This window comes from Paenibacillus sp. fava2, from assembly GCF_058313675.1.
This window is the reverse complement of sequence record NZ_CM177755.1, coordinates 2,386,257-2,409,683: the sequence shown is the minus strand read 5'-3', so window position 1 is coordinate 2,409,683 and position 23,427 is coordinate 2,386,257. Positions and strand designations below refer to the sequence as shown.

The 23,427-nt window shown below is 47.5% G+C and carries 32 protein-coding genes; 2 read left to right on the top strand and 30 right to left on the bottom strand.

All coding sequences use genetic code 11. From position 1 onward, the window contains the following. Nucleotides 1–2 precede the first annotated feature (2 nt). The 30 genes from AC4G46_RS10060 to AC4G46_RS09915 all read right to left on the bottom strand — a co-directional run bounded on the left by AC4G46_RS10060 (nucleotide 3) and on the right by AC4G46_RS09915 (nucleotide 21,163). Entirely contained in the window at nucleotides 3–539 is a 537-nt protein-coding gene (locus AC4G46_RS10060) for a phage baseplate protein (RefSeq protein WP_491127808.1), read from the bottom strand. Further along, complete coding sequence (locus AC4G46_RS10055; RefSeq protein WP_491127807.1) at nucleotides 526–3,348, bottom strand: phage tail tape measure protein; 2,823 nt, start codon at nucleotides 3,346–3,348, stop codon at nucleotides 526–528. The genes AC4G46_RS10060 and AC4G46_RS10055 overlap by 14 nt, the downstream gene beginning before the upstream one ends. A gap of 48 nt (nucleotides 3,349–3,396) precedes the next feature. Further along, on the bottom strand, nucleotides 3,397–3,588 hold the full coding sequence (locus AC4G46_RS10050) for a hypothetical protein (protein ID WP_491127806.1): 192 nt from the start codon (nucleotides 3,586–3,588) through the stop codon (nucleotides 3,397–3,399). Then, the gene (locus AC4G46_RS10045) at nucleotides 3,575–3,880 is read right to left on the bottom strand and encodes a hypothetical protein (protein ID WP_491127805.1); all 306 of its coding nucleotides are present in this window, start codon (nucleotides 3,878–3,880) and stop codon (nucleotides 3,575–3,577) included. The genes AC4G46_RS10050 and AC4G46_RS10045 overlap by 14 nt, the downstream gene beginning before the upstream one ends. A 36-nt stretch (nucleotides 3,881–3,916) precedes the next feature. Further along, a complete protein-coding gene (locus AC4G46_RS10040; protein WP_491127804.1) occupies nucleotides 3,917–4,315 on the bottom strand; it encodes a phage structural protein in 399 nt (132 codons plus the stop codon). Nucleotides 4,316–4,330: 15 nt separating this feature from the next. Beyond that, nucleotides 4,331–5,353 (bottom strand): DUF3383 family protein, encoded by a 1,023-nt coding sequence (locus AC4G46_RS10035; RefSeq protein ID WP_491127803.1) that lies wholly within the window; start codon nucleotides 5,351–5,353, stop codon nucleotides 4,331–4,333. Beyond that, on the bottom strand, nucleotides 5,343–5,840 hold the full coding sequence (locus AC4G46_RS10030) for a phage neck terminator protein (protein WP_491127802.1): 498 nt from the start codon (nucleotides 5,838–5,840) through the stop codon (nucleotides 5,343–5,345). The genes AC4G46_RS10035 and AC4G46_RS10030 overlap by 11 nt, the downstream gene beginning before the upstream one ends. Then, entirely contained in the window at nucleotides 5,794–6,177 is a 384-nt protein-coding gene (locus AC4G46_RS10025; RefSeq protein WP_491127801.1) for a hypothetical protein, read from the bottom strand. The genes AC4G46_RS10030 and AC4G46_RS10025 overlap by 47 nt, the downstream gene beginning before the upstream one ends. Then, entirely contained in the window at nucleotides 6,177–6,653 is a 477-nt protein-coding gene (locus AC4G46_RS10020) for a hypothetical protein (protein WP_491127800.1), read from the bottom strand. The genes AC4G46_RS10025 and AC4G46_RS10020 overlap by 1 nt, the downstream gene beginning before the upstream one ends. A 9-nt stretch (nucleotides 6,654–6,662) precedes the next feature. Beyond that, on the bottom strand, nucleotides 6,663–7,208 hold the full coding sequence (locus AC4G46_RS10015; protein WP_491127799.1) for a hypothetical protein: 546 nt from the start codon (nucleotides 7,206–7,208) through the stop codon (nucleotides 6,663–6,665). Next, nucleotides 7,183–7,392 carry a hypothetical protein gene (locus AC4G46_RS10010; protein ID WP_491127798.1) on the bottom strand — a complete coding sequence of 70 codons (210 nt, stop codon included), beginning with the start codon at nucleotides 7,390–7,392 and terminating at the stop codon, nucleotides 7,183–7,185. Before AC4G46_RS10010 ends, AC4G46_RS10015 begins: the two co-directional genes overlap by 26 nt. A gap of 43 nt (nucleotides 7,393–7,435) precedes the next feature. Then, nucleotides 7,436–8,665, bottom strand: coding sequence for a phage major capsid protein (locus AC4G46_RS10005; protein ID WP_491127797.1), 1,230 nt, complete (start codon nucleotides 8,663–8,665; stop codon nucleotides 7,436–7,438). Between the two features lie 12 nt (nucleotides 8,666–8,677). Next, nucleotides 8,678–9,295, bottom strand: coding sequence for an HK97 family phage prohead protease (locus AC4G46_RS10000; RefSeq protein ID WP_491127796.1), 618 nt, complete (start codon nucleotides 9,293–9,295; stop codon nucleotides 8,678–8,680). Next, nucleotides 9,243–10,568, bottom strand: coding sequence for a phage portal protein (locus AC4G46_RS09995; RefSeq protein WP_491127795.1), 1,326 nt, complete (start codon nucleotides 10,566–10,568; stop codon nucleotides 9,243–9,245). The genes AC4G46_RS10000 and AC4G46_RS09995 overlap by 53 nt, the downstream gene beginning before the upstream one ends. An 18-nt stretch (nucleotides 10,569–10,586) precedes the next feature. Continuing rightward, nucleotides 10,587–12,311 (bottom strand): terminase large subunit, encoded by a 1,725-nt coding sequence (locus tag AC4G46_RS09990; protein ID WP_491128838.1) that lies wholly within the window; start codon nucleotides 12,309–12,311, stop codon nucleotides 10,587–10,589. 34 nt (nucleotides 12,312–12,345) lie between these two features. Further along, nucleotides 12,346–12,945, bottom strand: a complete 600-nt coding sequence (locus AC4G46_RS09985; RefSeq protein ID WP_491127794.1) for a P27 family phage terminase small subunit — start codon at nucleotides 12,943–12,945, stop codon at nucleotides 12,346–12,348. 105 nt (nucleotides 12,946–13,050) lie between these two features. Further along, nucleotides 13,051–13,434 (bottom strand): HNH endonuclease, encoded by a 384-nt coding sequence (locus tag AC4G46_RS09980; protein WP_491127793.1) that lies wholly within the window; start codon nucleotides 13,432–13,434, stop codon nucleotides 13,051–13,053. Nucleotides 13,435–13,678: 244 nt separating this feature from the next. Beyond that, complete coding sequence (locus AC4G46_RS09975; RefSeq protein ID WP_491127792.1) at nucleotides 13,679–14,236, bottom strand: site-specific integrase; 558 nt, start codon at nucleotides 14,234–14,236, stop codon at nucleotides 13,679–13,681. 20 nt (nucleotides 14,237–14,256) lie between these two features. Next, nucleotides 14,257–14,469 (bottom strand): hypothetical protein, encoded by a 213-nt coding sequence (locus AC4G46_RS09970; protein ID WP_491127791.1) that lies wholly within the window; start codon nucleotides 14,467–14,469, stop codon nucleotides 14,257–14,259. Nucleotides 14,470–15,032: 563 nt separating this feature from the next. Beyond that, on the bottom strand, nucleotides 15,033–15,410 hold the full coding sequence (locus AC4G46_RS09965; protein WP_491127790.1) for a hypothetical protein: 378 nt from the start codon (nucleotides 15,408–15,410) through the stop codon (nucleotides 15,033–15,035). 133 nt (nucleotides 15,411–15,543) lie between these two features. After that, a complete protein-coding gene (locus AC4G46_RS09960) occupies nucleotides 15,544–16,080 on the bottom strand; it encodes a DUF2786 domain-containing protein (RefSeq protein ID WP_491127789.1) in 537 nt (178 codons plus the stop codon). 33 nt (nucleotides 16,081–16,113) lie between these two features. Further along, on the bottom strand, nucleotides 16,114–16,434 hold the full coding sequence (locus tag AC4G46_RS09955; protein WP_491127788.1) for a hypothetical protein: 321 nt from the start codon (nucleotides 16,432–16,434) through the stop codon (nucleotides 16,114–16,116). Nucleotides 16,435–16,474: 40 nt separating this feature from the next. Beyond that, a complete protein-coding gene (locus AC4G46_RS09950; protein WP_491129029.1) occupies nucleotides 16,475–16,771 on the bottom strand; it encodes a hypothetical protein in 297 nt (98 codons plus the stop codon). Beyond that, on the bottom strand, nucleotides 16,704–17,114 hold the full coding sequence (locus tag AC4G46_RS09945) for an ASCH domain-containing protein (protein WP_491127787.1): 411 nt from the start codon (nucleotides 17,112–17,114) through the stop codon (nucleotides 16,704–16,706). Before AC4G46_RS09945 ends, AC4G46_RS09950 begins: the two co-directional genes overlap by 68 nt. Nucleotides 17,115–17,132: 18 nt before the next feature. Further along, nucleotides 17,133–18,482 carry a replicative DNA helicase gene (gene dnaB / locus AC4G46_RS09940; protein WP_491127786.1) on the bottom strand — a complete coding sequence of 450 codons (1,350 nt, stop codon included), beginning with the start codon at nucleotides 18,480–18,482 and terminating at the stop codon, nucleotides 17,133–17,135. Beyond that, entirely contained in the window at nucleotides 18,445–18,798 is a 354-nt protein-coding gene (locus tag AC4G46_RS09935; protein ID WP_491127785.1) for a replicative helicase loader/inhibitor, read from the bottom strand. Before AC4G46_RS09935 ends, dnaB begins: the two co-directional genes overlap by 38 nt. Next, nucleotides 18,764–19,849: a hypothetical protein gene (locus tag AC4G46_RS09930; RefSeq protein WP_491127784.1), complete on the bottom strand. Its 1,086-nt coding sequence runs from the start codon at nucleotides 19,847–19,849 to the stop codon at nucleotides 18,764–18,766. The genes AC4G46_RS09935 and AC4G46_RS09930 overlap by 35 nt, the downstream gene beginning before the upstream one ends. Before the next feature lie 220 nt (nucleotides 19,850–20,069). Next, the gene (locus tag AC4G46_RS09925; RefSeq protein WP_491127783.1) at nucleotides 20,070–20,408 is read right to left on the bottom strand and encodes a hypothetical protein; all 339 of its coding nucleotides are present in this window, start codon (nucleotides 20,406–20,408) and stop codon (nucleotides 20,070–20,072) included. After that, nucleotides 20,392–20,649, bottom strand: a complete 258-nt coding sequence (locus AC4G46_RS09920) for a hypothetical protein (RefSeq protein WP_491127782.1) — start codon at nucleotides 20,647–20,649, stop codon at nucleotides 20,392–20,394. Before AC4G46_RS09920 ends, AC4G46_RS09925 begins: the two co-directional genes overlap by 17 nt. Before the next feature lie 226 nt (nucleotides 20,650–20,875). Continuing rightward, a complete protein-coding gene (locus tag AC4G46_RS09915) occupies nucleotides 20,876–21,163 on the bottom strand; it encodes a helix-turn-helix transcriptional regulator (protein WP_491127781.1) in 288 nt (95 codons plus the stop codon). 187 nt (nucleotides 21,164–21,350) lie between these two features. Here AC4G46_RS09915 and AC4G46_RS09910 point away from each other — a divergent pair, with 187 nt between their 5' ends. Together AC4G46_RS09910 and AC4G46_RS09905 are read left to right on the top strand one after the other, a co-directional pair. Further along, on the top strand, nucleotides 21,351–21,971 hold the full coding sequence (locus AC4G46_RS09910) for a LexA family protein (protein ID WP_491127780.1): 621 nt from the start codon (nucleotides 21,351–21,353) through the stop codon (nucleotides 21,969–21,971). Nucleotides 21,972–21,983: 12 nt separating this feature from the next. Next, nucleotides 21,984–23,417 carry a recombinase family protein gene (locus AC4G46_RS09905; RefSeq protein WP_491127779.1) on the top strand — a complete coding sequence of 478 codons (1,434 nt, stop codon included), beginning with the start codon at nucleotides 21,984–21,986 and terminating at the stop codon, nucleotides 23,415–23,417. Nucleotides 23,418–23,427: the final 10 nt, after the last annotated feature.

Below are 23,427 nucleotides of genomic sequence, written 5' to 3'. Positions count from 1 at the left end.
CGTTACCCCCATTTGCTCCCTGGCACAAATTTCACCTTTTCAACCTTCTCCTTTTCCTTAGCCTTGTCCTTCGTCTTATCCTTTGTTTTAGAAGAACCACTTTTACTTGAAGAAGATTTTTCCTTAGTCTGCTTTGTGCCGCTGTTTACAATCGGCGCGGCCTGCGCCTTGATCGGCGGCGGCAGCGTCTCGACAAAGGATGATGTTGCAATGCGTATTTCTCGCAGCTCCATCGTAAAAGTCATGCCGTCTGCTGTTTTGTAGCTTGTCGGCGTTGAAAATGCGGTGATGATACCCGTAAAAGCATTGCGGCCCGTGTAACGCACGGTTTGGCCCTTGTCCTTAACCGCAATCAGATAAGCCCGGGTTTTCGCCGCATCCGGCCCAGCGATAATGCCGGATAAGGAAAGGGTGCGGGCTTGCGGCTGAACATGATCGACGGTGTTAATGCCCTTCTCAATCGGCTGCTCTGTTACCACAACCGGAAAATCAGGAGTTTCATCCTCCACCGTGATGTACTTCCCATCAATAAGCGCCATTGATTTCCACCCCCAGGATTCGGGCAAGCGCCTCAACTAGACCCTGCAGCTTTTCGTCCACCACTTCACCCAACTCCAGCGCGGTTTGCTTATCTGCGTTTCCTTCAATTTTGATATTAATAGGAGGCAGGTTAAGCGTAATTCGCTGGTTATTATTTGTTCTGGCCGGTGCTGATTCTGGCGTATAGCGCTGAGGTTCCGGTGCGACTCGCTCCGCTTGTGCTACAGGCTGCGGGAAGGTCTCCTGTCTGACGAATTGTTCCACCTGGACAATAGGCGCAGGAAAGACAAAATCCTTCGGACTCCATTGCGGCATTTGGGAAAAAGCTTTATTTTCCTTGGCTGTCAGGACTCTTTCATTCTTGTGCAGCTCCGCGATATACCCATCCCTCGGAACATTAGCCAGCCCTTTTTCATGGCTTCCGTCAACCCTCGGAATTAATGGGATGTTGATACCTGCTATTTCTTCACCATTAATCGGGTTTTTTATAGAGACCTTATTAAGCTTACCTATCAGCCCGTTGAATTTATCAATGATCCAATTGAGCGCGGATGAAAAGGTCGATTTCACCGAATCAAATGCACTTGACAGTTTCGATGCAATCCCACTACCGACACCAGAGGCCGAATTTACAAGCCATTCCCAGCCTTTAGATACTACTGTCTTCACCGAATCCATGGCTGAGCCAATGACCGTTTTTACATTTGTCCAAACCGAAGACACCGTGCCGAACAGCCTGCTGCCTGCTCCAGATACCGCGCTGACGATGTTATTCCAGATTTGGGTAATAGCCGACCACACGGCAGTTAAAACCGTTATCGTCACAGCTTTCATTTTGTTCCAGCCGCCAGAAACAACATTCCAGATCATGGACAGAGCGCCGGATATGGTATTCCCAATCCAGCTCCAGGCTGATTTCAGCCAGTTCCCAATCCCAGTAAATACGGCCATGGTCACGGCCTTGATTTTGTCCCAGTTTCTATACACCAGTAAGGCAATCATCGTAATCGGACCACCGAGCACGGCCAGTATAGTAACGCCCCACTTTTTCACGAATCCCGTCACTGCATCAAAAGCGGTTTTGAATGCCCTCGGAACAGTGATTTTGAAAAAGTCGATGGTTTCTGTGACGCTGTCCTTAATGCCGGTCCACATCTTGTCAATGACCGCTCGAAACTTGGCTGACCTTTTGTAAGCGACGGTCATTGCTACGCCCAGCCCCACAAGCGCCAGAACCACAAGCATAATCGGATTCATCGCCAATACTGCATTAAATGCCGTTTGTACGGCGATAAATCCTTTTGTTACTGCTCCCCATGCTTTTGTTGCCAGTCCCGCTATCTTTGTTGCTGTCGTGACTGCGAACATTATCGTCTTATAAGTAAGTAGCGCGGCTGTAATCCCAGATACGATGGGAATAAACGGCCCCCACTCAACCACGGCCTTTCCGACATCGTAGATTGTGCGGACAATGTTCTGTAATTCAGGCCAAAGTGATTTTGCAGCTCCCAGCAGCTGCTGCCCGATCATCACGACGATAGGCTGCAGGCTGGTCCATAGCTCCTTGCCATTTACCACCAAGTGCCCGAAAGCAGCCGCAGCCTGTCCACCAAACTGCTTCAGGTAAGGCAATGCTGCCTGAACCCAGCCGCTTACCTTGCCAAGCGCCGCCCCTAAACCTTCGCCGATGGCATTCCCTGCCGCCTCGATCTGCGGCCTGTGGTCAGATAGCCATTGCCCGAATTTGTTCATGTAGGGCAGCAGCTTTTGCCCGATTGGTATTAGGATTCCGACTTCAACCTGCCTGCCGAACATCCTCATTGCCTCTCCAGGCTTTTCAAACTTGATTTTGTTCAATTCGTCCATGGTCTTAGCCGTCATGTCGAATGACTTGCCCGCTGCGCCCATGGCCGATATAACGCTGATTTCCAAGTCCTCAAACTGTGACCCCATCAATGCCACACCGATGTTATTTCGGGCTACCGGGTCAGCAATGTCGGAGATCATAGAGACAATATCACTAAACGCCTGTTTCGCATCCGGCCCGCCCCGGGCAAATACTTGCATCATGGCTTCGGCGTTAAGGCCAAGCGCGGTAAAAGCATCCATTGAGGTCTTACTGGCATCCTTCGAACGGATGTTGAATTCTTTAACCGCATCCCCCACTTTATCAACTTGAAATACCCCTTCGGCAGAACCTGCAGCAAAGAGGTCAAACATTTCATTCGCGGTAAAGCCCAAACTCTTAAACTGGTTCGCATATTCATTCGCAGAATCCACCAGTTCGCCGGACTTATCAAGCCCCCGCTGCGCGCCCTGCGCCAGCAGGTTATAAGATTCCTCCGATGTGGTGCCGAACTGTTTCATCATGGTGTCCACGGCTTTGATAGATTCCGGAATTTCAAACTTAAATTGATCCCGCATCAGCATCGCGTATCGGGTAGTGTCTTCCAGTTCCGCACCGGTTTGCCCAGTAACCTGTTGCACATTGGCAATCGCAGAACCTAAGTCGTCCCAACTCTCACCGAAATTATTGGCGTACAGGTCCTTTGCAATCCCGCGCGTTTCTTCCATCTGCTCAGCTGCTGAACCAGTTGCACCCTGGACCTGCTTCATGGCCGTCTCAAATTTGCTTGCCGCATTAAAACTGGCAGTTGCAATGCCAGCCATCGCAACAGTAGCCGCAGTTCCCAGCCCAATAACGCCTTTTGTTAGCTTGCTGACCTTTTTGTCCGCATCATTGATGCCTTTGGAATTAAACTTGAAGCCAACGGCATACATGAGTGATCCAATAATACCGCCTGCCATATATCTCCTCCTTTCCAGCAACAAAAATAAGCGCCCTGAAAGGAACGCTTATTTGCTGCCTTTATTCGCTTTTTTCAGCTCGGCGATATGAATATCCAGGGCGGCATTCGCTTCCGCAACATCATCATCATCCATGAGCAGCAAATCGGCATAGGTGATACCCATGTCAGAGAGTAACAAACGCCATTGACCCCAGTTTTCAAGCGCTCGGCGTTTGGCTTTCTTTTTACTGATTGTCATCTTCCGATTCCTCAGACGCTTCGTCCGGGTCCGGCGTGCCAGTAATGAAGGAGTATGCTTTCATTGCTACATCAATCATTTCCGAATAATCCTCGAAATTATCTATAGTCACTTTAGGCTCCACTACAACCAATTTAAACATTTCGTCACAGATTTTCTCCTCAGAGTTCACGCCATGTTTATTTTTAACACGGTCGTTGATCCGGGAGACGTTACGCACGCCTGGGTGCTGTAGTACATAGTTCGTACCGTTAACTGTAATGTTTTTTTGCTTATAATTTATATTAGCCATTGAAAAGGCTCCTCTCAAATGTTGGATTATTTTGAACTAATTCATGCTCATGTCAAGGCATTGGAATTCATATGTCCGGTCCCCGGATTCAGAGCCGTATTCACGATCAGCAGGTTTTTTCAAAAATGCCTGAGTGACCGTTGTCGTTTCTTTAGGTGTTCCCGCATACACAACGGATACTGGAACCAAAGCGCCGCTGTTTGCCAATCCGTCCAGATAAGCGCACTGCGGGCTAGTACGCTGCAGTGTAACCGATATAGTACCCAGAGGATTGTTAACTTTGCTCCGAACAACATCGCCCTGAGCGCCTACAGTAACGCTATAGTTCTCCTCATCCTTTACAACGGATACCAAGTCCTCGCCATATCCGGTCAAATAAACGCCGTTCACGATGGTCACAACGTCGAGTGCATCATAAGTCTTTACTTCAGCCACATTTGCCGCCCCTCTCTATACGAATTTAATAGTGCCTGTAAAGGCACCTCTTTCAATCGCACCAGCAATTACAAAATCAAACTTGCCATCTGGATAATTGCGCGCTGCAATCTGCCCAGGATCAACTTGGCTGCGCGGCGCGAACGTCGTGTTATACATCGGCACATTGTCATCATCGACAGCGATAATGCCCTGCAGGAAAGCCCGCTGCAGTACAGTTCGTACAACACTCTCAATCTGCGCAATACCTCGATTGTCAAAAGGAATCTTCTGTAAAGCATCCTGCGCTTTATTGAACAAATCCTGAACCCCGTATTGCACCGAATTAACAATGTAATCTTTGCAATGGGTAAAGTCGATAAATTCACCGCTCACAGACTGTCCGGCACTGGTAACATTAGTTCCGGCTTTCGTTACGTAGGTGTTTGCCCCAAGCGCATGAATGGCGTTAAGCTCCGTCGCATCTATATCCAATGGTGTAATGCCGTTAAGAGTCCAGCCTTTCCAAATCACATTACCCACCGGAAGACTGCCAACAGCCCCCACCCAACATGCTTCCGGGTAATTGGTGACTATTGGAAGATACATGTATTCTGTTCGCACGTAATTCTTTGCTTTCAAGGCTGCAGCATCATCTTTGCTCGCAGTTCGTGCAAAGAATTGCCTGGAGCCATTCGCTTCGACGGCATCCGCGATTAAGATCAAGTCCGCAAGTGTCGTCGTGGTTGTGATGAGAAAATACCAATCCTTGAGGAACAAAGTCGGCAGCAACTCTTCCAGCGTCACCGCTGTAGAACCCGTTTTACGGGAGATAATAGCAATCTCAGCAGGTGGGTTTTTTTGACCGAACAAAGCAAATGCGGCCTTGTATTCTTCAGTATTTGTCCCATAATCTGCGAGCACCGCCGTAAGGTCGGCATAATTTTTAAATGGCTTGCCTGCCGTACTGGCTCCAAGAATCAACGGTTTGCCGAAGCCGCCCAATACCGGTGTTGGCCTTTGGACGGAAATCGTTACTGTAACGTCGCTAATGCTCAAAATGATCACTCCTTTGTATTTGTGCTGTCTCAATCCAGCCGGACAAGTCGGTAACAACACGGTCCGTCGCTCGAAACTCAATGTCAAACCCCCGCCGCCGCTCCCATTCCTCACCGATGTTGATGTCCCGATTCATAATGTCCCCGATACTGACCACAACCACATCCAGCGTATTCTTGAGCAGCTCACGGCCCGCCGTTTTAAACCAGTCCTGCGTCAGCATGGCATTTTCAATGCTGTCTTCGGTCAGATCGGCATACGAATTAAAGGAGACGGTGAAAGGAGCCGCCCCCCATCTGTATTCCTTATCATTTTTCTGGATAATAACTGGCTGCCCTTCGCCAACTCCGAATCCATCCGGGAAATCATAGGTAATGAAACAACCTTCAGGAACATCCCCACCGCTATTCATCTCTATTACCGGGATGCCGAGTGCAGTGTTAAGTCCTTGGGCGATTGCTGACCGAATTGCTTTGAACGGCAGCATTGGCAACCACCTTCCTGAGTAAGTATTGGTTAATATCGCTGTATTCTCGTTCCGGTGTCTCCACTACGCGGTACTGTATGCCCTGATGGTCAATTACATCGCCTGCATAGTGGCTGCTGTCCGTATAAAGCATCCGGTCAGACTCTACGTAATCGCCGCCCTCAGTTGCCCTCAGACGGGCGCTCAGAGGCTGTATACTGCCGTGCCGTGTTTCCCGCTCCGGCTGAACAGCTACCCACACCCCGTCCGCATTGTACCCCCCTCCTGCAGGGCGTATCTGAACGTAAGGGCGAAAGTATTTGCGGACAATGCTTTTAAAACGGAATTGCCTCATCATTACCTCCCCTTCGGCACAACATCGTATGTCAGGGAGTCGCGCAGCTCGTCTTCCCGGTGCAGCAGTTTCCTGGAACCTTGCTTTCGGCTGGCGTAGATCGGCGATAATGGCGGCTGCTTGATCCGCTCAAAGTTCTTCTTCATGCGGTCCAGCCCAGTTTCACCGATTTCCCTAAACAATTCATCCACCCGCTTGCGACCATATGCAATTTCCGTCACTCCTGCGCGGACCAGCTTGCCGATTGGTGTCTGCCCCTTCTTTTTACCGGAGCCGATGAAGGAACGGGCAGGAATCTTCATCTTGATGCTGCCATATTCGTGAACCCCGGCAATCATCGCCAACTCCGCATCGCCCTGCATCCCAATGCGGACCTTCTTCGCTGTCAATGGACGCAGCCGCTCGGCCAGTTGCCGCAGGTTATCTTCACCGGTGACCTGAACCCCGACCCGGCGCGCCCTTGCTCTTTGATTTGCCATCTATTCACCTCACAATCGTATAAGCGCGGCAACGGCAGGCGGCAAAGCTCCAGCTGCCATCGTCGCATAGGTAACCGATATATCCCCGACTCGCTCTGACGTAACGCCAGGTGTCTGCAGCAAGATTTGAGCAAACAAGAGACAGGCCAGTTCATATTTTCGCGGCAGTGTAGCTTCTGGCGCGCCCTCTGTGCCGCTTGGCAGCACGTACCCTGCCGAATATTCCACTTCGACATTGCGCGCCCCACAAGGCCAACAATCGCGCTTAAACAGCATCCCGTTTTCAGATTCAATCTCATACGCGGTTTCGGATAACGTGTCATTTCCTGTTTTGACCTCAGAAACAGCGTGAATTGGATAATTTCGAAGTCGAAGGAACTGCGTTCCCGGTCCATCCAGGCGCTGCCGATGCGTCTTCAGCTCAAAGGTGCGGTTACATTCACGCTCAATGGCTTCCGACGCTGCGGCCAGGGCCAGCTCAAGGGAAAAATCATGCTGGGTGTCCGTTTCGGCAATCCCCAGCGCTTCCTTAGCCCGCTTTACCGTTGTCAGCATCGGGTTCACCCGCCTTTTGCGCGGCCTCAATTTCTGCTTTCGTTGCTTCCTTCCCGATTACCTCCGCTGCCCGAAGCAGCACCAGGCGTTCTTCGTCAGCCTCGAACAGTGAACCGGCAGGAACATCCTCCCCCGTTTCTTTGTCTACAAAATCAGCGATTACATGATAATGCTTCTTTGCCACTTTAACCCTCCCCCTTCCGTGTTAAGGCCCCGCAGGGCCTGAATTAAACTGTGGGCGCTCCCAGCTTGATGAACGGCGATACCTGATAACTATTAGGCAATGTGAACGGACCGGTTAACCATGGCTTACCGTCCGTATTCCAGAACGCCTTAATCATTGTTTTGTTATTCTTGAACAATACATGTTCGGAAGCCTGGATAAAGATGCCCGCGCCGTCTTTGATGACATAATACTGCCAGTCTGCCAGCACCAAATCGCCCACCGTACCGAGAAGTGGCCCCCGCTCCGAGAAGCGCAATGGATAGCCCAGGAGTGTGCCTTTCATTTGATCATTCGCGTTAGGAACAAAGATCAAGTGCCCTGAATCGTCTGTCATGGTCAGCAGCTGCGGCAAAATGGATTGTGATGCGATCCAAACCAAGCTACCGCCCATTTTTGCCTTAGCCAGCATCTGGACGATATCAATGTAATCAATCTTGTTCGCTGTAGCCCGCGGAACACTGATTGCCGCCGCTGAATTGATGGCACCGGTTGGTTTCGCTACTCCGTTACCATACAAAAACGCGGTATCTTCAGCTGCAGCAATGGCAGCGCGGAACAGGCGATTAATCAACGTGTTAACTACCGGAGCATTCCGAAGCAGTTTATCCGTCACAACCAGCGTTCCCGCTACTTCCTTCGGAGAAAGATTGAGGTCCTTCAGTTTAATGTTAGTGTCCGGCTTTTCCTCACCTTCTCCAATCCATTGAACTTCAACACCGCCATACAGATTAGAGCCTGCCCCTTGATCCAGTGCCGGGAACGTAATATCTGCATCTGGATACACATCATCAGCAGGAATAACCAGCGCACGCGGGCGGACAATTGCATCTTCCGGTGTCACTTCAAAGAGTTGCTTCGACAACTGATGAGGCACGAAGATACCCCCGGATGTTTTGGTGCCCATGGTCATTTCCCGGTACTCATCCAGACGCTGGTCATGCGGCATGAAGCGCACCGAATGTACAAAGTCCGCCAAATCCCGGAATTCCGTTTCGTGCTTTGGATCGTCAACGGTTCTTTTAGTTGAAGCCCCGCCCATCGCAAGTTGCTGGGCACGTTCCTCCAGCTTGATTTCATCTTCCAGCGCGCGGGCTTCGTCCTCCATTCCGGTAAACTTGGTTTCTTCTTCATCCGAGAAGCCGCGTTTCTCCGTCTGCGCCAAAGTAATCAGTGCCCGCATTTCATCTTTCTTTTCCTTCAGCTTTCTTCTCAGCTCAATCAAATTTTTCAATCCATTCAGCTCCTATAGGTTCAATTTTTTAAGTCTCATTTCCAGTGCCCGCATGGCCTCCTCGTTCTGCTTTTCGGCTTGTCGGTTCTCTAAAGCCTGGTCCCTCTGCATGAACGTTTCTTCAGCAGATCGAATGCCGACACTGGACTGCGGATAGGCCGGAGTTGTAACCGGACTTACCTCAAACAGTTCCGCTTCCCTAATCGTGCGAATCGGCATATCCGGGTTACTCTCGTCCCATTCCTCCCCGCCAGGAACAGCGCGAAAAATAAAAGACGATCCTCGCACGTCGCCGCGCTCAATCGTCTCAATGTACTTTTCCGCCCAGCTTGGCGGCGTGATTTCATATCTCAAACCCATTTCATCTTCCGTCAGTAACAACGTGCTTGGTGTGCGGCCAAGAACCTCGCGGCTGTCATGCTGCCAAGATGCGTACACATCCGGGTTAATCAGACTGGCCGAGAATGCCCCGCGCATAAACCGTTCCTGGAACATTCCAAATATCGGTTTGGAGAGTTGATCCCATCGGACCGCATAACCAATGATCTTGGTAGGTTGTCCATCCTCGCGCCTAATCTCAAGTTTGCTCCCCTGTAGCAGCAGCTCCCTTTGTTCCTTCGTCGTCTTCATTCTCTTTTTCACCTCCCCCGCTTGGTATCGGCTCCGCTGTTTTCCCTTTGGACTTGTAATACTCGTCCAGCATATCAAGGGGCAGCATATTTAAAGGCACGAAATACCGGTCCCCTCCTTCAATCGGGTTGTCATTCTCCTTCTCCCGAATATCATTCTGAGAATAGACACCGATGTTGAACATTTCCTTGTAAAAGGCAGCGCGGGCCTGCGTGTCTCCCCGCAGAAACCCTTCTACCAGGAACTCCGAAAAGTATTTCCGTTGATCCTTCTCACTGTACAATTTCCAGTTAATCGTTTGCTCCCAGCGAATGAGCCAGGGCCGAACCGTATGAATGATAAAATCAATACCCTGCTGCTCAATATTGGAAAAGGTCGCCCGCTCCAGATCCGCCAGCATGTGCGGCGGAACACGGTACAAGCGCGCAATTTCAAGAATCTGAAATTTTCGCGTCTCCAGGAACTGCGCATCATTCGGCGGTATCGTGTTTTTACTAAAGGTCATGCCCTCTTCCAGCAGCATCAGCCGGTGTGATTTTCCCAGCCCCTCATATTTTTCCTTTAGCGACTTGCTCAGGCGCTCATAAGCCGGGTCGGTCAGTGTGCCCGGATGGGTAGCGACAGCGCCCACGTTCGTACCATTCATAAAGAACTCCGTACCGAATTGCTCGGTAGCCAGGGCAAGCTCTACCGCTTGCTGTGCCCAGCGAATAACCGAAATTCCTTTCTTTCCGTCGAACCCCAGCCCAGGAATGTGAAACATGGCATAGAAGGGTACGTTATGCTGCTGGCCGTCGGTTGTCGTCACCCGGAAAAACGGATTTCCTGCCGCTGTTTCCATGTGTTCGACCCGGTGCGGCGGTATCGGCCACAAGGCAGAAATTTCACCTTCCACGTTGTACTCAATTTCAGCGTAGCAATTCCCCCAAAGCAGGATGTGAGCCATCATCGTTTCCCGGAACGTGAAAGCTGTCATGCGCGGATTCGGCGCACGCTGCAATATATCTCCGATTGGATGATTTGCCCGCGCCTTTCCGCGCGGATTCAGCCGTTTATAGGTAGGCAAGGGCAGCGACGCAATGGTTTCGGACAGGATGCGGACACAAGCTAAGACGGCTGTAGACCGCATGGCTGTGGACTCTGTTACCCTTATCCCTTTCCCGAAAGGAATGCCCAACGCATCGTATACCCAGCGCTTCGGGTTTGATAAATCGCTAGATTCGCTTCTTTTCTCAAAAAAACCAGAAATAAACGGGATTTTCAGTGTTTTCACCTCCTAATCGGGATAAATTTAAATCACTCTCACATCCCGGTCCTCATAAACGGATTTCTTATTCTTGGCGAGCTTGGAAAACAGAAGTTTATGACTGTCAATCACGGCATCCACCGGGTCAATCCGCTTTGTTTTGGCATTCGGCTCTTTGTCGATCTTGATTTCCCCGAAACTATTGCTGGTTGTCTTGGCATTTGCCATGCTCCAGGTCAATAGCTTGTTTCGCCGGTCATAAATGATGTTGCCTGCTTCGACTTCCAGCCGGAAATCAACCGTCGCATCGTTCAGGCTCCGGGCGCTTTGGATAATCTCCACCGTATCGACTCCGAATTCCTCCAGGTCAGATAAAAAAGCATCTGCATTATGTGGGTCATAAGCGATGCCTTTCAACTTGAGGTTGTATTTTTTTATGAGGTCCCGGTAATAAGCAATGATGTATTTATAATCTGTCTTCACGCCGCCCATGGTTTCGGTCGGAGTGAGCAATTTTTCCAAAATCCACATATCATAAGGCGCATTGTCTGACTGCACATGTTCCGCGACCCGCGCCGCTGGAATCCAACTGTGTGAATCAACGAAAAATTTGCACTCCCCTGTTTCATCAACAAGAGGAAATTCCAAAGCACCCGACGTTAAGTCGCCTCCGCTCGAAAGGTCAAGGCCCAAGTAACATTCTCGGCCCGCCATGTCTTCGATGGTCATGTCCGAAGCACAGGCTTTCCAATGTTCCCGATTCATGTACTGGTTATCCGCAAACTGAACCCATCTGTTCAGCCATTTGGTCAGGAAATTGCGAAGCTCAGAACCTTGCATCGCCTTTGCTGTCTTGGCCGCTACCCGCAGGCTCTTAAGCGTCTGCTCCGTCCAAAGTGGGCTTGCCTTCGGCCAATTCGCTTCATCCCAAACATCATCATCCTTGTCCAGCTCACAAATAAAGACGAATTGCGTTTCGTCCTCATGAATACCGTCCAGGATCAATTTACAATGCTCGTAAAGCTCGAAGCACGGGCCGTTGATGTCAAACCCAGCCGTCGTAATAACCGAAATCAGACACTCTTTCAGCTTAACCGTACCGTCAGCCAGCAGCTTGTACATTTGGTTATCCTTGTGTAAATGGTATTCATCCACACTGGCAAAGTAAGGGCGGAAACCGTCAATGGACTTTGTATCCCGGCCAAGGGTTCTAATCTCCCCGTTGGTCTGCATACAAAGGATAACGCCTTTGTATTCCTTAACGTCGAACAGACCATCTTCGTAATCGGAACCGGCCAGCTCGGGGTCGGCATTTATAAACTTGATGCATTCCTTTAATACAATCTTCGCCTGTGCCTCTTTGGTCGCCGTGCAGTAGACTTGCGGATAGTTGTATCCGTCAAAGTTACCGTAATAAAGGGATGGCACGGCATTGCCCAAGGACTTACCATTCTGCCGGGCCATCTGTACATAGGATGTACGGAAACGCCGGTAACCGTCCAGTGTAAGCCAGCCGTTCCATGAACCGAAAATGAAATCTTGGAAACCCCACAGTTTAAGAGGCTCCGGGTCCGATCCTTCGGCCAGCGTTAAGGCTTCGGCAAAATCAATAATGTCATGTGCGCGGTCCGGGTCAAAGACGTACGGAAAACTGTCAGTGCCTTGCCGCTCCAAATCTCGCAAGTGCCGTTCGCAGGCTTGACGCTGTGTCCGCCCCGCTATGATCCGGCCTGAAACTACCTCATGAGCAAAGGCGGTAACGCGGTCCAGCTCCGATACAGCGTTGTACGGATAAATCCGAACACTAGCCACTGCGGTTCCCATTGAATCGGCCAAACTTGCCCGGCGTCTCCTGTTTCTTCTTTGGAGCCGGAACATTCTTCACTTTGGATGAAGGGTTCAGGAATAACCGGTCTTGCATTTTCAGCAACATGTCCATTTTTTTATTAATGGCCGTCTCGATCTTCAGCACACCTTCCAGGGATGCCAGCTGAGACAGATACACCAGCGCTTTCAGTTCGATGCTTTCTACTTCTTCAGCCTTGTCGAAATACTCCTCAAAAATATTGGTGTCAATCTTGATGTTCTCAATCGTCTGATATTGGATAAGCAGCTTCTCATATTCGGAATACGTCCGGCAGTACATCGCCAAAAGGCCGACATCCGAACTGGTCAAAAGGTTGACTCCATTCTTGGCAGCTTCCTTGTATTCCTTAAGAGCCTGCTTCCAGTGACCGAGCGCAACCGCGTCTGTCTTGACTAAAGCCGGTGGCCTGAGTCTATCCAGGTCCGTTTTACCGAGCTTTACCTCTGCCTCTTTCCGCTGCCGGATTTGCTCCTTAGTCAAATTATTCGGATTGCCCTCAGCAATATGCAGAGCAACGGGTTTCGCATTTCTGCTCATTCGGGCCACCTCCTGAAATCTTCAAAAAATTCATAAAACGAGTTTTTGCGTAATTAAAGTCCGATGCGGTCTCGTATTGAAAAATTTTTTAGAAATTTTACCCCCCTACCCCCTGGCAGGATTTCCAAAACCGCCGTCTTCCTTCGCAGTCTTTACACTGTGACAGGACGCGCACAGCGCCTGCCAATTTTCCACATTCCAGAACAGCACTATGTCGCCCTTGTGAGGAACAATGTGGTCAACTACCGTCGCCTGGTTGACCAGGCCAGCGTCAAAACACTGGACGCACAAGGGATTCTTCCGCAGGAACCGGATGCGGGCGACACGCCAAGCGTTGTTATAACCGCGCTCGGCTGCAGAGCCTCTTTGCTGTTCAAGTTGCCGCGCAGCATCGCTGTGAGCCTTGCAATATCCACCGGCAACCAGCTCATTACACCCGGCTTTCTTGCAGAACTTCTTCAGTGCCACGGCTTCACATCCCCCATGCATAAAAATTCATAGTCGATTATGAGAATGCAACATCAAAAAACCCTTATAGAAAAGGGCTTGTTTCTGCTGCTATTCAATTCATAACTGACATCCGAAACGGCCAAAACTGCATACTTTGCATAGAAAGGCAGTTCCTCATATCTTATTATTCTGCATAACTCGATAACCGGCTGCTTTCCCTTATTCTACAAGGCTTTATCCTTCATTCCCCGGCTCAGTTATACACTCGTTAAATATGAATAACTTATAGGCCAAAACGATTCATAGCAGTGTTCATCATGTCCTGATCCATGCCAATGTACCCCATTGTGATACTCTCATTCGAATGATTCAGCAGACGCTTCACAAGCGTGATGTCCTTCGTCTTCTGGTACATGTGATACCCGAATGTTTTTCTTAAAGTGTGAGTCCCAATGTCCACAAGACCAAATTCATCAGCAGCCTTGCGCATGATCTTGTAAGCCATATCACGCTTGATGGGTTTGTTTTTCCCGCCTTGTCGTGATGGAAACAGGCAGTCATCCATGCCCATGTCGGCAGTATATTTTTTCAGTTCACGCTTAAGGGTCGGGTTAATCTGGATAATCTTTCTTTTACCCGTTTTCATTTCATACATTATAATTTGATCCCCGATAACATCCCTTTTGCAAAACTTCAAAATATCCTGAATTCTCAGCCCCGTGTTAATACCCAAGACAAACATCATGCAATTCCGTTCGCCTTGCCTGCCAAATTCCTTCCTAAAGAACCTCTTAATATTATCAATGGTTTCCTGGTCGCGTATCGGCTGAACAAAGTTCATACTTCGTCACTCCTACCGGTTCACCCTTTCTTGTCCATTCGCGCTTGAATCTGTCGCTTGGTCTCCTGCAGATACTGAATGTAATCCTCAGTGCTATTTTCAAGGCGCTGAATGGATTTTTCGTAACGCTGGTTAAGCTCTGCATTCTTAAGTCCGGTTCTAATATTTAAAGCCAATGATATTGCAAGTAAGAGCAGCAAAAGAATGGATACAGCATCTTTCGTCCTGTTCAAAGCTTCATCCCCTTATTAGGCTTAATGCAAACTGGTTTAGAACAGAATTGAACTGACGCTTCCCACTTTCCCCAGATGCAGCCTTTACATTTAACCGGCTGTTTCGGTGCCGGTGGTTCCTTGCGCCTTTTCACCATTGCTGTTCCCCCAATATAAAAAGCCGCCCTGTTTAAGGACGGCTTAAAATGTTTAAATTTAATTTAATTGGTATTTATCCCGTATTTGCGCCGGCTTGGAAACAGCGCCAATATTCCGCGCCCGGGTGGAGCGCGTTGAGAGCATCTTCAACTCTCATTCCCCGCATCCATACCGCCGCGAACACCTACTTGCTACTTGTGCTACAGCTCCACTCCCTTTGCGTCTTGCGCTTGTCAAAGGTGCTTCATCACTGATTCAGCATGGCCGAGTCCTGCTGGGATAAGGGGTAGCAGGGACACCCGGGAATAATAAAGCAAATTCCCTATGTCCCAACTATAAAATCTTTCAGTCATTTTTTGCCCGTCGTAAAACTGTCTCAAAACTGATGATTAGCAGACGTTTTACAGACAGATTACAGACACGTTTTAGATAATACCGAGCATTTTGAGCGTACCAGCTACCGATTCTGTTCCCTCTTGAATTTTCCTGTCAAATGATCTCTCCGTAAAAACAGACCATTTAATCAATGCTGCTTTCCTTGGATTTCTATCTATAAATCGGTATTGCATTATCTCTCTTATTTCTGAATCCAAAATAGCATGAATTGCCAGTTCTATATTCTTGATTATAGGGTCCCATTTTTTTAAAGTGGATTTCTCTTTTGATAAAAGCGAATCCCTTGATTTTAATCCGTTGACGGTGACTGCCATTTTGGGATATTTGCGAAGCAGTACTTTTGTTAACTTGACATCCACCGCACTAGCACTAGGAAACAATTCCCCTTGCTCCCAAACCATTGCCATACTCCCTCATTCCCCTTTTATGATATAATGGGTAGAGGTTGTATATATCACGTTCGACCCCCGGACCGGCCAAGGAACAGGGGGTCTTTTTCTGCATTTTATCGGCTATCGAAAAGTATCTTCGAACTGCACATCAATCAAGTTCTATCATTTTCGTCATGGTGCGCCGTTCCATACCTTCCATCATGAAAGACAGCCTCAATTCCTCTTCATGTGACAGAACCTTTCCGGGAGTTGCTGGCTTAGGCTTTTCATCAGAAGGAAATAACTTGTTTTTGTTCATGAATGCGCTATAGAATAGCTTCAATTCTTCCTTCATCGCCCGTTTGTAGAATTCGAAATTCAGTTCTATCTCTAAACGTTCTGCAGCCGTGCAATAAACGCCTAAGACTTTATGCTTCCTCTTTGAAGCTCCTAACTTGTTATAAACATCACAATCTCCAAGCACCATATAAATGATCTGATTAAGCAGCCGAAATTCTGAATCGTCATGATGTCTGAACCATGCAATATCTACCGTTTCGGCAGCGATGTCAATTTCTTTGATTTCGTATTTCTCCATGAGCTTTTCAAGCATCTTTTGTGCGGATTCCTTTTCTCCGGCAACTCCGCGCTCAGCCAAAGCCTTTAGCCCTTTTAACTTTTCCAGCATTTTCTCTTTATCGTACATTCGGTTCCCGCCCTTCTTAATGCCCCGTATGCGTTAATCACAAACATTCTCTCCATACTTCCAGCTGATAAGTTCGTCTTCTTCGTCTGAAAACCCGTTCAGCTCTCGGAATCTTTCAATTTCAGCTTTACGGATTTTTTCTTGGTTAGCTTCTTCTTCTCTTTGGCAATCCAGGCACAAGCCCGGTTGAGGCAGATCACAAAAGCAAACCACACAAAATGGTTGAAAAGTCTCGTTAATACCTTCTTCACCAGTTGCATAATCAATATCTGACATCATGCAGAACTCGCATTGATCGTCTCCGGCTTGCAAATGCCGTTCTTCTCTTTCCTCCTTACAGACTGGACAAATCATGCTAACCCCCCCTTATTACGCCGTATGCGTCTTATATTCATTAAGCATGTTTTTTATCTTTTCTATTTTCGAAGATGTTCGCAGTTTTTGGATAACTGACCCAGGAAAAACCTAGTTCTTCGCAGGCCAAATCTTCACGGATATAAGAATAGCCTTTTGACAGGTAATCACTTGTACAAATCCGCAAATACCCAAATGCCGTTTTTATCGATTGATATTTCGCCAGCTCAGAGTGCGGCCATACATACAACTGCATACTTTCGGCCCTTCTACCTTTTCGTACTACCTGGGCAAGAGCCATATTGATCATGTTCATCGCCTTTGGATTTATGCTCATAGCAGCCTCCCTCCGGCAGCTTAACCCATATCACTGCGCCCTGTGGGTGAATGTAAGGAAACGGCTCCGTGTAGATAACGGGATTTCCTATTACCCATGCATATGGGGTTTTGTAATTTATATCTGCGTACGGTACATGGTGCTTTTCCTTATTCGCTTCCCAGGCGTGCATCGTTAATGGCACATACCCCAAAAGTTCTACCGTACCGAATACAAGTCCGCTGCCACTCTTGATAATTCCGATTGTTCCGCGCTTATTCGTCCGGCTACCTCTTATTTCCCAGGTCTTTGCCCCGGAAAGTATTAAATCCGCCCATTTCGGTTTAATTATCAGCCCGTCCACTTGTAGGCCCTCCCTTGGCTATGACGCAACATGCGCCCGTTCGTAATTTACGAATTTATTGAATTGCTTCAGGAACACAAGTTCAACCGTACCCACCGGGCCGTTACGCTGTTTGGAAATGATAATTTCGATGATGTTCTTTTTCTCGCTGTCCTGATTGTAATAATCGTCACGGTACAGGAAAGCCACAATATCAGCGTCCTGTTCGATGGAGCCGGATTCCCGAAGGTCACTCATCATAGGGCGCTTGTCCTGACGCTGCTCGACTCCCCGGCTGAGCTGGGACAATGCAATTACCGGAACGTCAAGTTCACGGGCTATTTGTTTGAGCGTCCGCGATATTTCGGAAACTTCCTGCTGTCTGTTCTCGCTGCCGCGACCTGCGATGAGCTGGAGATAGTCAATGACGATCAGGCCGAGACCTCTTTCCTTTTTCAATCTCCGGCACTTTGCCCGAATCTCATGTACATTTATGACGGCTGAATCATCAATAAAAATGTTCGACTCTCCCAGGATTCCGGCTGCAGTAGCCAACCGGTTCCAATCATCTTCCCGCATAGTTCCTGACCGTAGCGTTCCTGCATCTAAATTCACTTCCGCGCTTACCATGCGCTGGACGAGCTGCGGCGCGGACATTTCAAGACTGAAAACGGCGACCGTCTCTTTGGAACGAACAGCCACATTCTGAGCGATATTTAAAGCGAAGGCCGTTTTACCGACTGATGGCCGGGCCGCAACGATTATAAAATCCCCGCCTTGGAAGCCTGATGTCATTTGGTCTAAGTCTGTGTACCCGGTGTGAATCCCTGTAATCTCGCCGTTAATAACACTCTCTGCCTTTTCAGCAGTGTTTTCAACGACCTCTATAACCACATCTTTGATAGACTTGAAATCGGCTTTTGAGGATGCTTGATCCGATAGAACAGCAGAATCATTCAACATGCTGCTGACAACCAATCCAGCGTCGTCACTTTCATAAGCCAGCTGCATCTGCCGTTCAGCGGCAAAGATGGCTTTTCGCAAAGTATGCTTGTCCTCAAGGTCCTTGATGTAATAGCTAACATCTGCTGCAGTAGGTACAGCATGAGCCAACTTAGCCAGATAGCTAACACCGCCGACTTTCTCAAGCTGCTTCATCCCGTTCAGCTCATTTACGAGCGAGGGAAGCTCAATCGGATTACCCAATCTGTACAGATTGAGAATGGCCTTAAATATCTGCTGGTGTGCCGGATTAAAGAATGCTGCAGGCTCCAGCATTGTCAAGCTATCTGCGGTATCCCCTGACTTGTCGATGAGAACAGCACCCAGTACCGTTGCTTCCGAAGCCGGGCTATTTGGTAGGACGCGCGTTGATTCCGAGTTTTGCATAAAGGGCCTCCTTGTATCCTGCAGGTGGCAGCACCACTTCTGCGCGATTATTTACTCTTTCCGCCAGCAGGTGCGCGGCCTCTACTTTGCTGCGAATATCCTCTTTCATGTCTCCCTGTCCGCCGCGAATCTGAGCGATTTTCGGGGGCCATGCGTTTGTCAAAATATGCTGCCGGACGTTCTCCATGGCTTTGTCAAAAGGGAAGTCTTTCAGGGCTTTATAAAGCCGCAGCTCCTCTTCTTCACTTGTATTGATCTGGTGCGTATATTCCTGCTTAAGTTCAATCAGCAGTTGAATGACTTGCGCTCTTTTCAAGTGCTTCGGCCTCCTTTAAGCGTTGCTGCAGGGCTTCTTTTTCCTGCTGTTGCTTTGATATGCGCTTCGTTTCCGTCCGAGCTGCCGCAGAGTTAGGAGTGATGCCCAACTCTTTTTTGGGCTTTTTGATTGCCTGAGTATTCTTCCAAGCTTTCTTAATGCCTTTTTCGTAATAGGAAAAGCTGTTAGCCGGTTCAAAGTCTTCACCTTCTCGCGCTTGCTTTTCCTTGTACATGGTTTTCATGGCTTGGATGGTAAACGGAATTGGAATACCTCCGGTGACTACCGCGTCCATTGCGTCAAGCTCTTTCGGTGAGACATTTATGTCTACGCGGTTGTGTAAATCGCAATAGGCTTTCACAAGAACGGCTATGTTATCATTTGCCGGGTTTTGATCTATCTCTTCTTCCCACCACTCTTTTTTAAAATTAGTAGTAGCAGTAGTAGTAATAATAATATCTTTTGCATCGGACATTTTTGTCTGATCACTGCCCAAATCACGCTCATGATCGGACATTTCTGTCTGATCGCTGTCGTCGTGAACGGACAAATATGTCTGATCACCTTCGCTGTGAACGGACAAATATGTCTGATCACCTTCGCTGTGAACGGACAAATATGTCTGATCACTGTCGGACTGATCGGACAAAATTGTCTGATCATTTTCACCATGAACGGACATTTCTGTCTGATCACTTATCTGTGAACGGACATTTTTGTCCGATCTCTTTAAAAGCCCTTTTTTCGAATGTTTGACTTTGATAATCAAACCCCGGGGCGCTCTGGTGATATGTAGGTATCCATGCTCCTGTAAATCAGCAATCCACCTACTGACTGTCTTGTCGTTTACCCCGAAGTTCGCACCAATTTCAGACAGTTTCATAGGCTTGCCGCCAAGGACAATCCCCCATATGATCCCGTCTTCTTCGACTTCGGCGGTAGTGGAGCTAATGCACCAGACAAATAGCCACAGAGCCGAGCCAATTTTTTCAAAGTGACCCGGTGTAATCAGCCCCGAGAACATCGGAAAGGGAAAGCTATCCGTGGGCATATCTTCACCTCTGCTGCCTCATCGTTTTTTCTTTTTTGTAGGTGGTGGGCGCTTTAGAATCTCGGTAACGTCTGTACGCAAGATATATGCTAAACTTCCATCAGCCTGCAGGAGCTTAGCCCATGGCCGGGCTAAACCCCAAATCTCCAAAACTTCCCCGGTCTGGCCGGAGCCTGTCCGAACTGTATCGCCTTTCATAACACGCAAAGGCTGCAACCCATTAGTCTGCATACCGCAGCCTCAAGGCATGTAGAACAACTTCAAGATGCTTGTCCTCCAGCCGATCTGCTTTAGAAAGATCGACCGGTTGAATGCCGTTGAACATATGCAGGGCAACTTCAAGCATGAATTTTTCGCTGACGCTCCATCCCTTTGAAGCCTCCAGCAGGTTATCGGAACGCAAGGTAAGTTCGTCAAAATCAAAGTATTCGGGATTGGATAAAAACTGTTTGAGTTTGCTATGATTCATGAAGATATACAGCAAGCCCTTCCAGTATTTGTCCTCGAATAACTGACCCGGGATTGTATTCAGTTCGCCCGGCTTAACTAATCTCAGCATTGCGTTCACCTCCAGTCGATGGTAGACTGGACTTAATTGAAATTTTCCAAGTTCTTGACGACCGTCCGGGGTAGGAGCCGGATGGTCGTTCTTCGTTTCTCACGCGGTCAAGCAATTCCCGATTGATAAGGTATTGCCGGTGAGCAGCATCTGCTGCGACAAAATCCCCATTTGCTCTTGCGACATCTTCACGCGTTAAGAAAAATGCACAAGCATTCCACAAATTGCTTTTAATACTCATCTCAAACCCTCCTTTTGAAGACTTGTCCAATCAAGTCAGCCCTAAACGCGGGCTGATTTCACCTAACTGGTTAGCTTTAACTCGCAGCGCTCGCCAGTCATCACTTCTGTAAGCGCAAGCTTACAGCGATTGGAAATCAATGTTTCGTCTTCTTTGCTAAGCTCCCTTAACGTTCCATCATGTTGTTTAACAAAATGGCCCACACACCGGATTTCGCATTTTTTCATTATGCAGACACCTCCGCTTTTAGTTTATTCTGGATGGATTGTCCGACTTTACTTGTTTTTTCTCTCATGAATCCAAGCTTTAAACTAGGATTGTTTTCAAAAAAAATGATTTCATGAGCCTCGCACTTAAAAACCTTAGCCAAACGTTCAATCTCACAAACTCTTATTCTTTCTGGAGATTCTTCCCACTTAGCATAGGTGTTTGGGTGAATTTTAAGCAATTTAGCTACATCTTTCTTATCTAGGTTTAAGTATGCTCTCCATTCACGCAATGTTCTTCTTTGCAACAGTTTCACCCCCTTTTGCAACCTTAGTTTAACCTAGTTTAAAACTAGGAGTCAATATATTTTTCACTTTTGTAAACTTCCCTATGTTTAAACTAGATTTTTTATGGACACTATACATTGAGGATGGTAAAATTGTATTCAATATAACTAAGTGTATTTAAAATAACTATGTGAAGAGGATGCGGAAATGACTGAAATCAATTTTGCCGAAAACCTAAAGAGGTTGAGAGAAAACAAAGGCCTCTCTAAAGCAGAATTAGCACGTCGAGTCGGAGTGTCCGATGTTACAGTTGGCGATTGGGAAAAGGGCAAAATTAGCCCCCGGATGGGAAAAGTTGAATTAATTGCAGATGTATTAGGCGTAACTACGGACGACCTAATTTTTGGAATGAACTCAAATGATAGTAAATCAGTTCCGCTTTACGGATCAATTGCTGCAGGCACGCCGTTAGAGATGATCCCGGCTGACGAATTTGTGGAAATCCCCGAATACATAAGCCAGAGATACCCAGGATCATTTTTATTAAAAATCAATGGTGACAGTATGAACAAGATTGTTCCCCAGGGTTCATATGCCCTTATTTCTCCTACTCAAGAAGTATCTAATGGTGATGCAGCTGTCATTTCAATAAACGGTGAAGACGCTACTCTTAAGCGGTTTTATAGATTACAAAATACTATTGTCCTTGAACCGGACAGCTATAACCCCGAATACCAGGCAGTCTCTTTTCAATCCACTGATAACCTGCAGCTTAAAATCCTTGGTAGAATGGTTTGGTTTATGGCCCCTTACAATCAGAAGTTTTAGGAGGATGGATTTGTGAGAGTTGCAGCATACATACGAGTCAGCACTGACGAGCAGGCCGAGAAGGGTAATTCGCTTTTTGAGCAACAAGAAAGAACGACAGCCTATTGTAAAGCTATGGGATGGGAGTCGCCAACTTTTTTTATTGATGACGGATATAGCGCTAAGAATCTTAGCAGACCAGCTGTAACAAAACTCTTAAAAGAAGTTGGAAAAAAGAAATACGATGTAGTGCTAAACACTAAACTTGATAGACTATGCAGAAATCTTTTGGATTTACTCCAAACCGTTGAACATTTCCAAAGATATGATTGCGCCTATGTATCCGTCTCTGAAGGCTTTGACACCTCAACCGCTGTAGGTCGTATGACTATGCAGGTGCTTGGCGCGTTTGCCGAGTTTGAGAGAGAACGCACCAGTGAGCGCGTAAAAGATAACATGATCTCAATTGCTAAGAATTCAGATAAAGCTTTAACAAAACCTTGCTTTGGTTATGATGTCATGGACGCGCGCTATGTAATTAATGAAACCGAAGCTCCTTATGTTCTTTACATGCGCGATCTGCTTTTTGAGGGCGCCGGTCTAAGACGTATCGCAAAATTATTAAATGATATGGGTGTGCGAACAAAAAGGGGCGCTGACTGGGATTCCGTCAATGTGAAACGATTAGTTTTAAATGAAACTTTACACGGCACGAGAATTACGAATAAAAGAATGACGAAGAACGGAAAAACTGTATTTCGGCCAGAATCTGAATGGATTATTGCTGAGAATAATCATCCAGCAATAATATCCAAAGAAGACTCTGAGAAGATCCGCTCAATTATAGATAGAAATACCCGAGTCAGGAAGCACGCGGAAAATGAATCCTACATTCTTACAGGTCTACTAATATGTGACCATTGCAAAAAACTGATGGTTGGTTCAACCAGTAGAGTTAGACGAGAAAGAGACTATGATTACTTTAGATACACCTGTTCAAGTTATACAAGAAAAGCAGGTTGTAAATATCATGCGTATCATCGTGATGAGTTAGAGAAATCTGTTTTGCACGAAATATGGATGTTGTCACAGCAATCAGATGAAGATATTACTATTGTAGGGAACACAAAAAGCAGGGAGGAAGAACGCCAGGCGCTTATGAGCGCATTGCAAAAAACGGATAAAAAAATGCAGAAACAAATAGAGGCTTATGAATCGGAGCTTATATCTGGAGAAGATTTAAAAAAAGCGCGTTTTCGAGTCGAGGCAGAGAAGGAAATGTTAATATCAGAATTACAAAAGCTTGATAACAAAAAATCTGACGTGACAAAGTTAAAGCAGACTGCTAACGATCTATGGCCGGACATTTCTGGCATGGATCGCAAACGTGCAAAGGCTGCTATTGCCCAAATAATCGACCACATACCGCTAAAAGACGGGGATTACCACATCGTTTGGAAGTCATGACTTTGTTGTG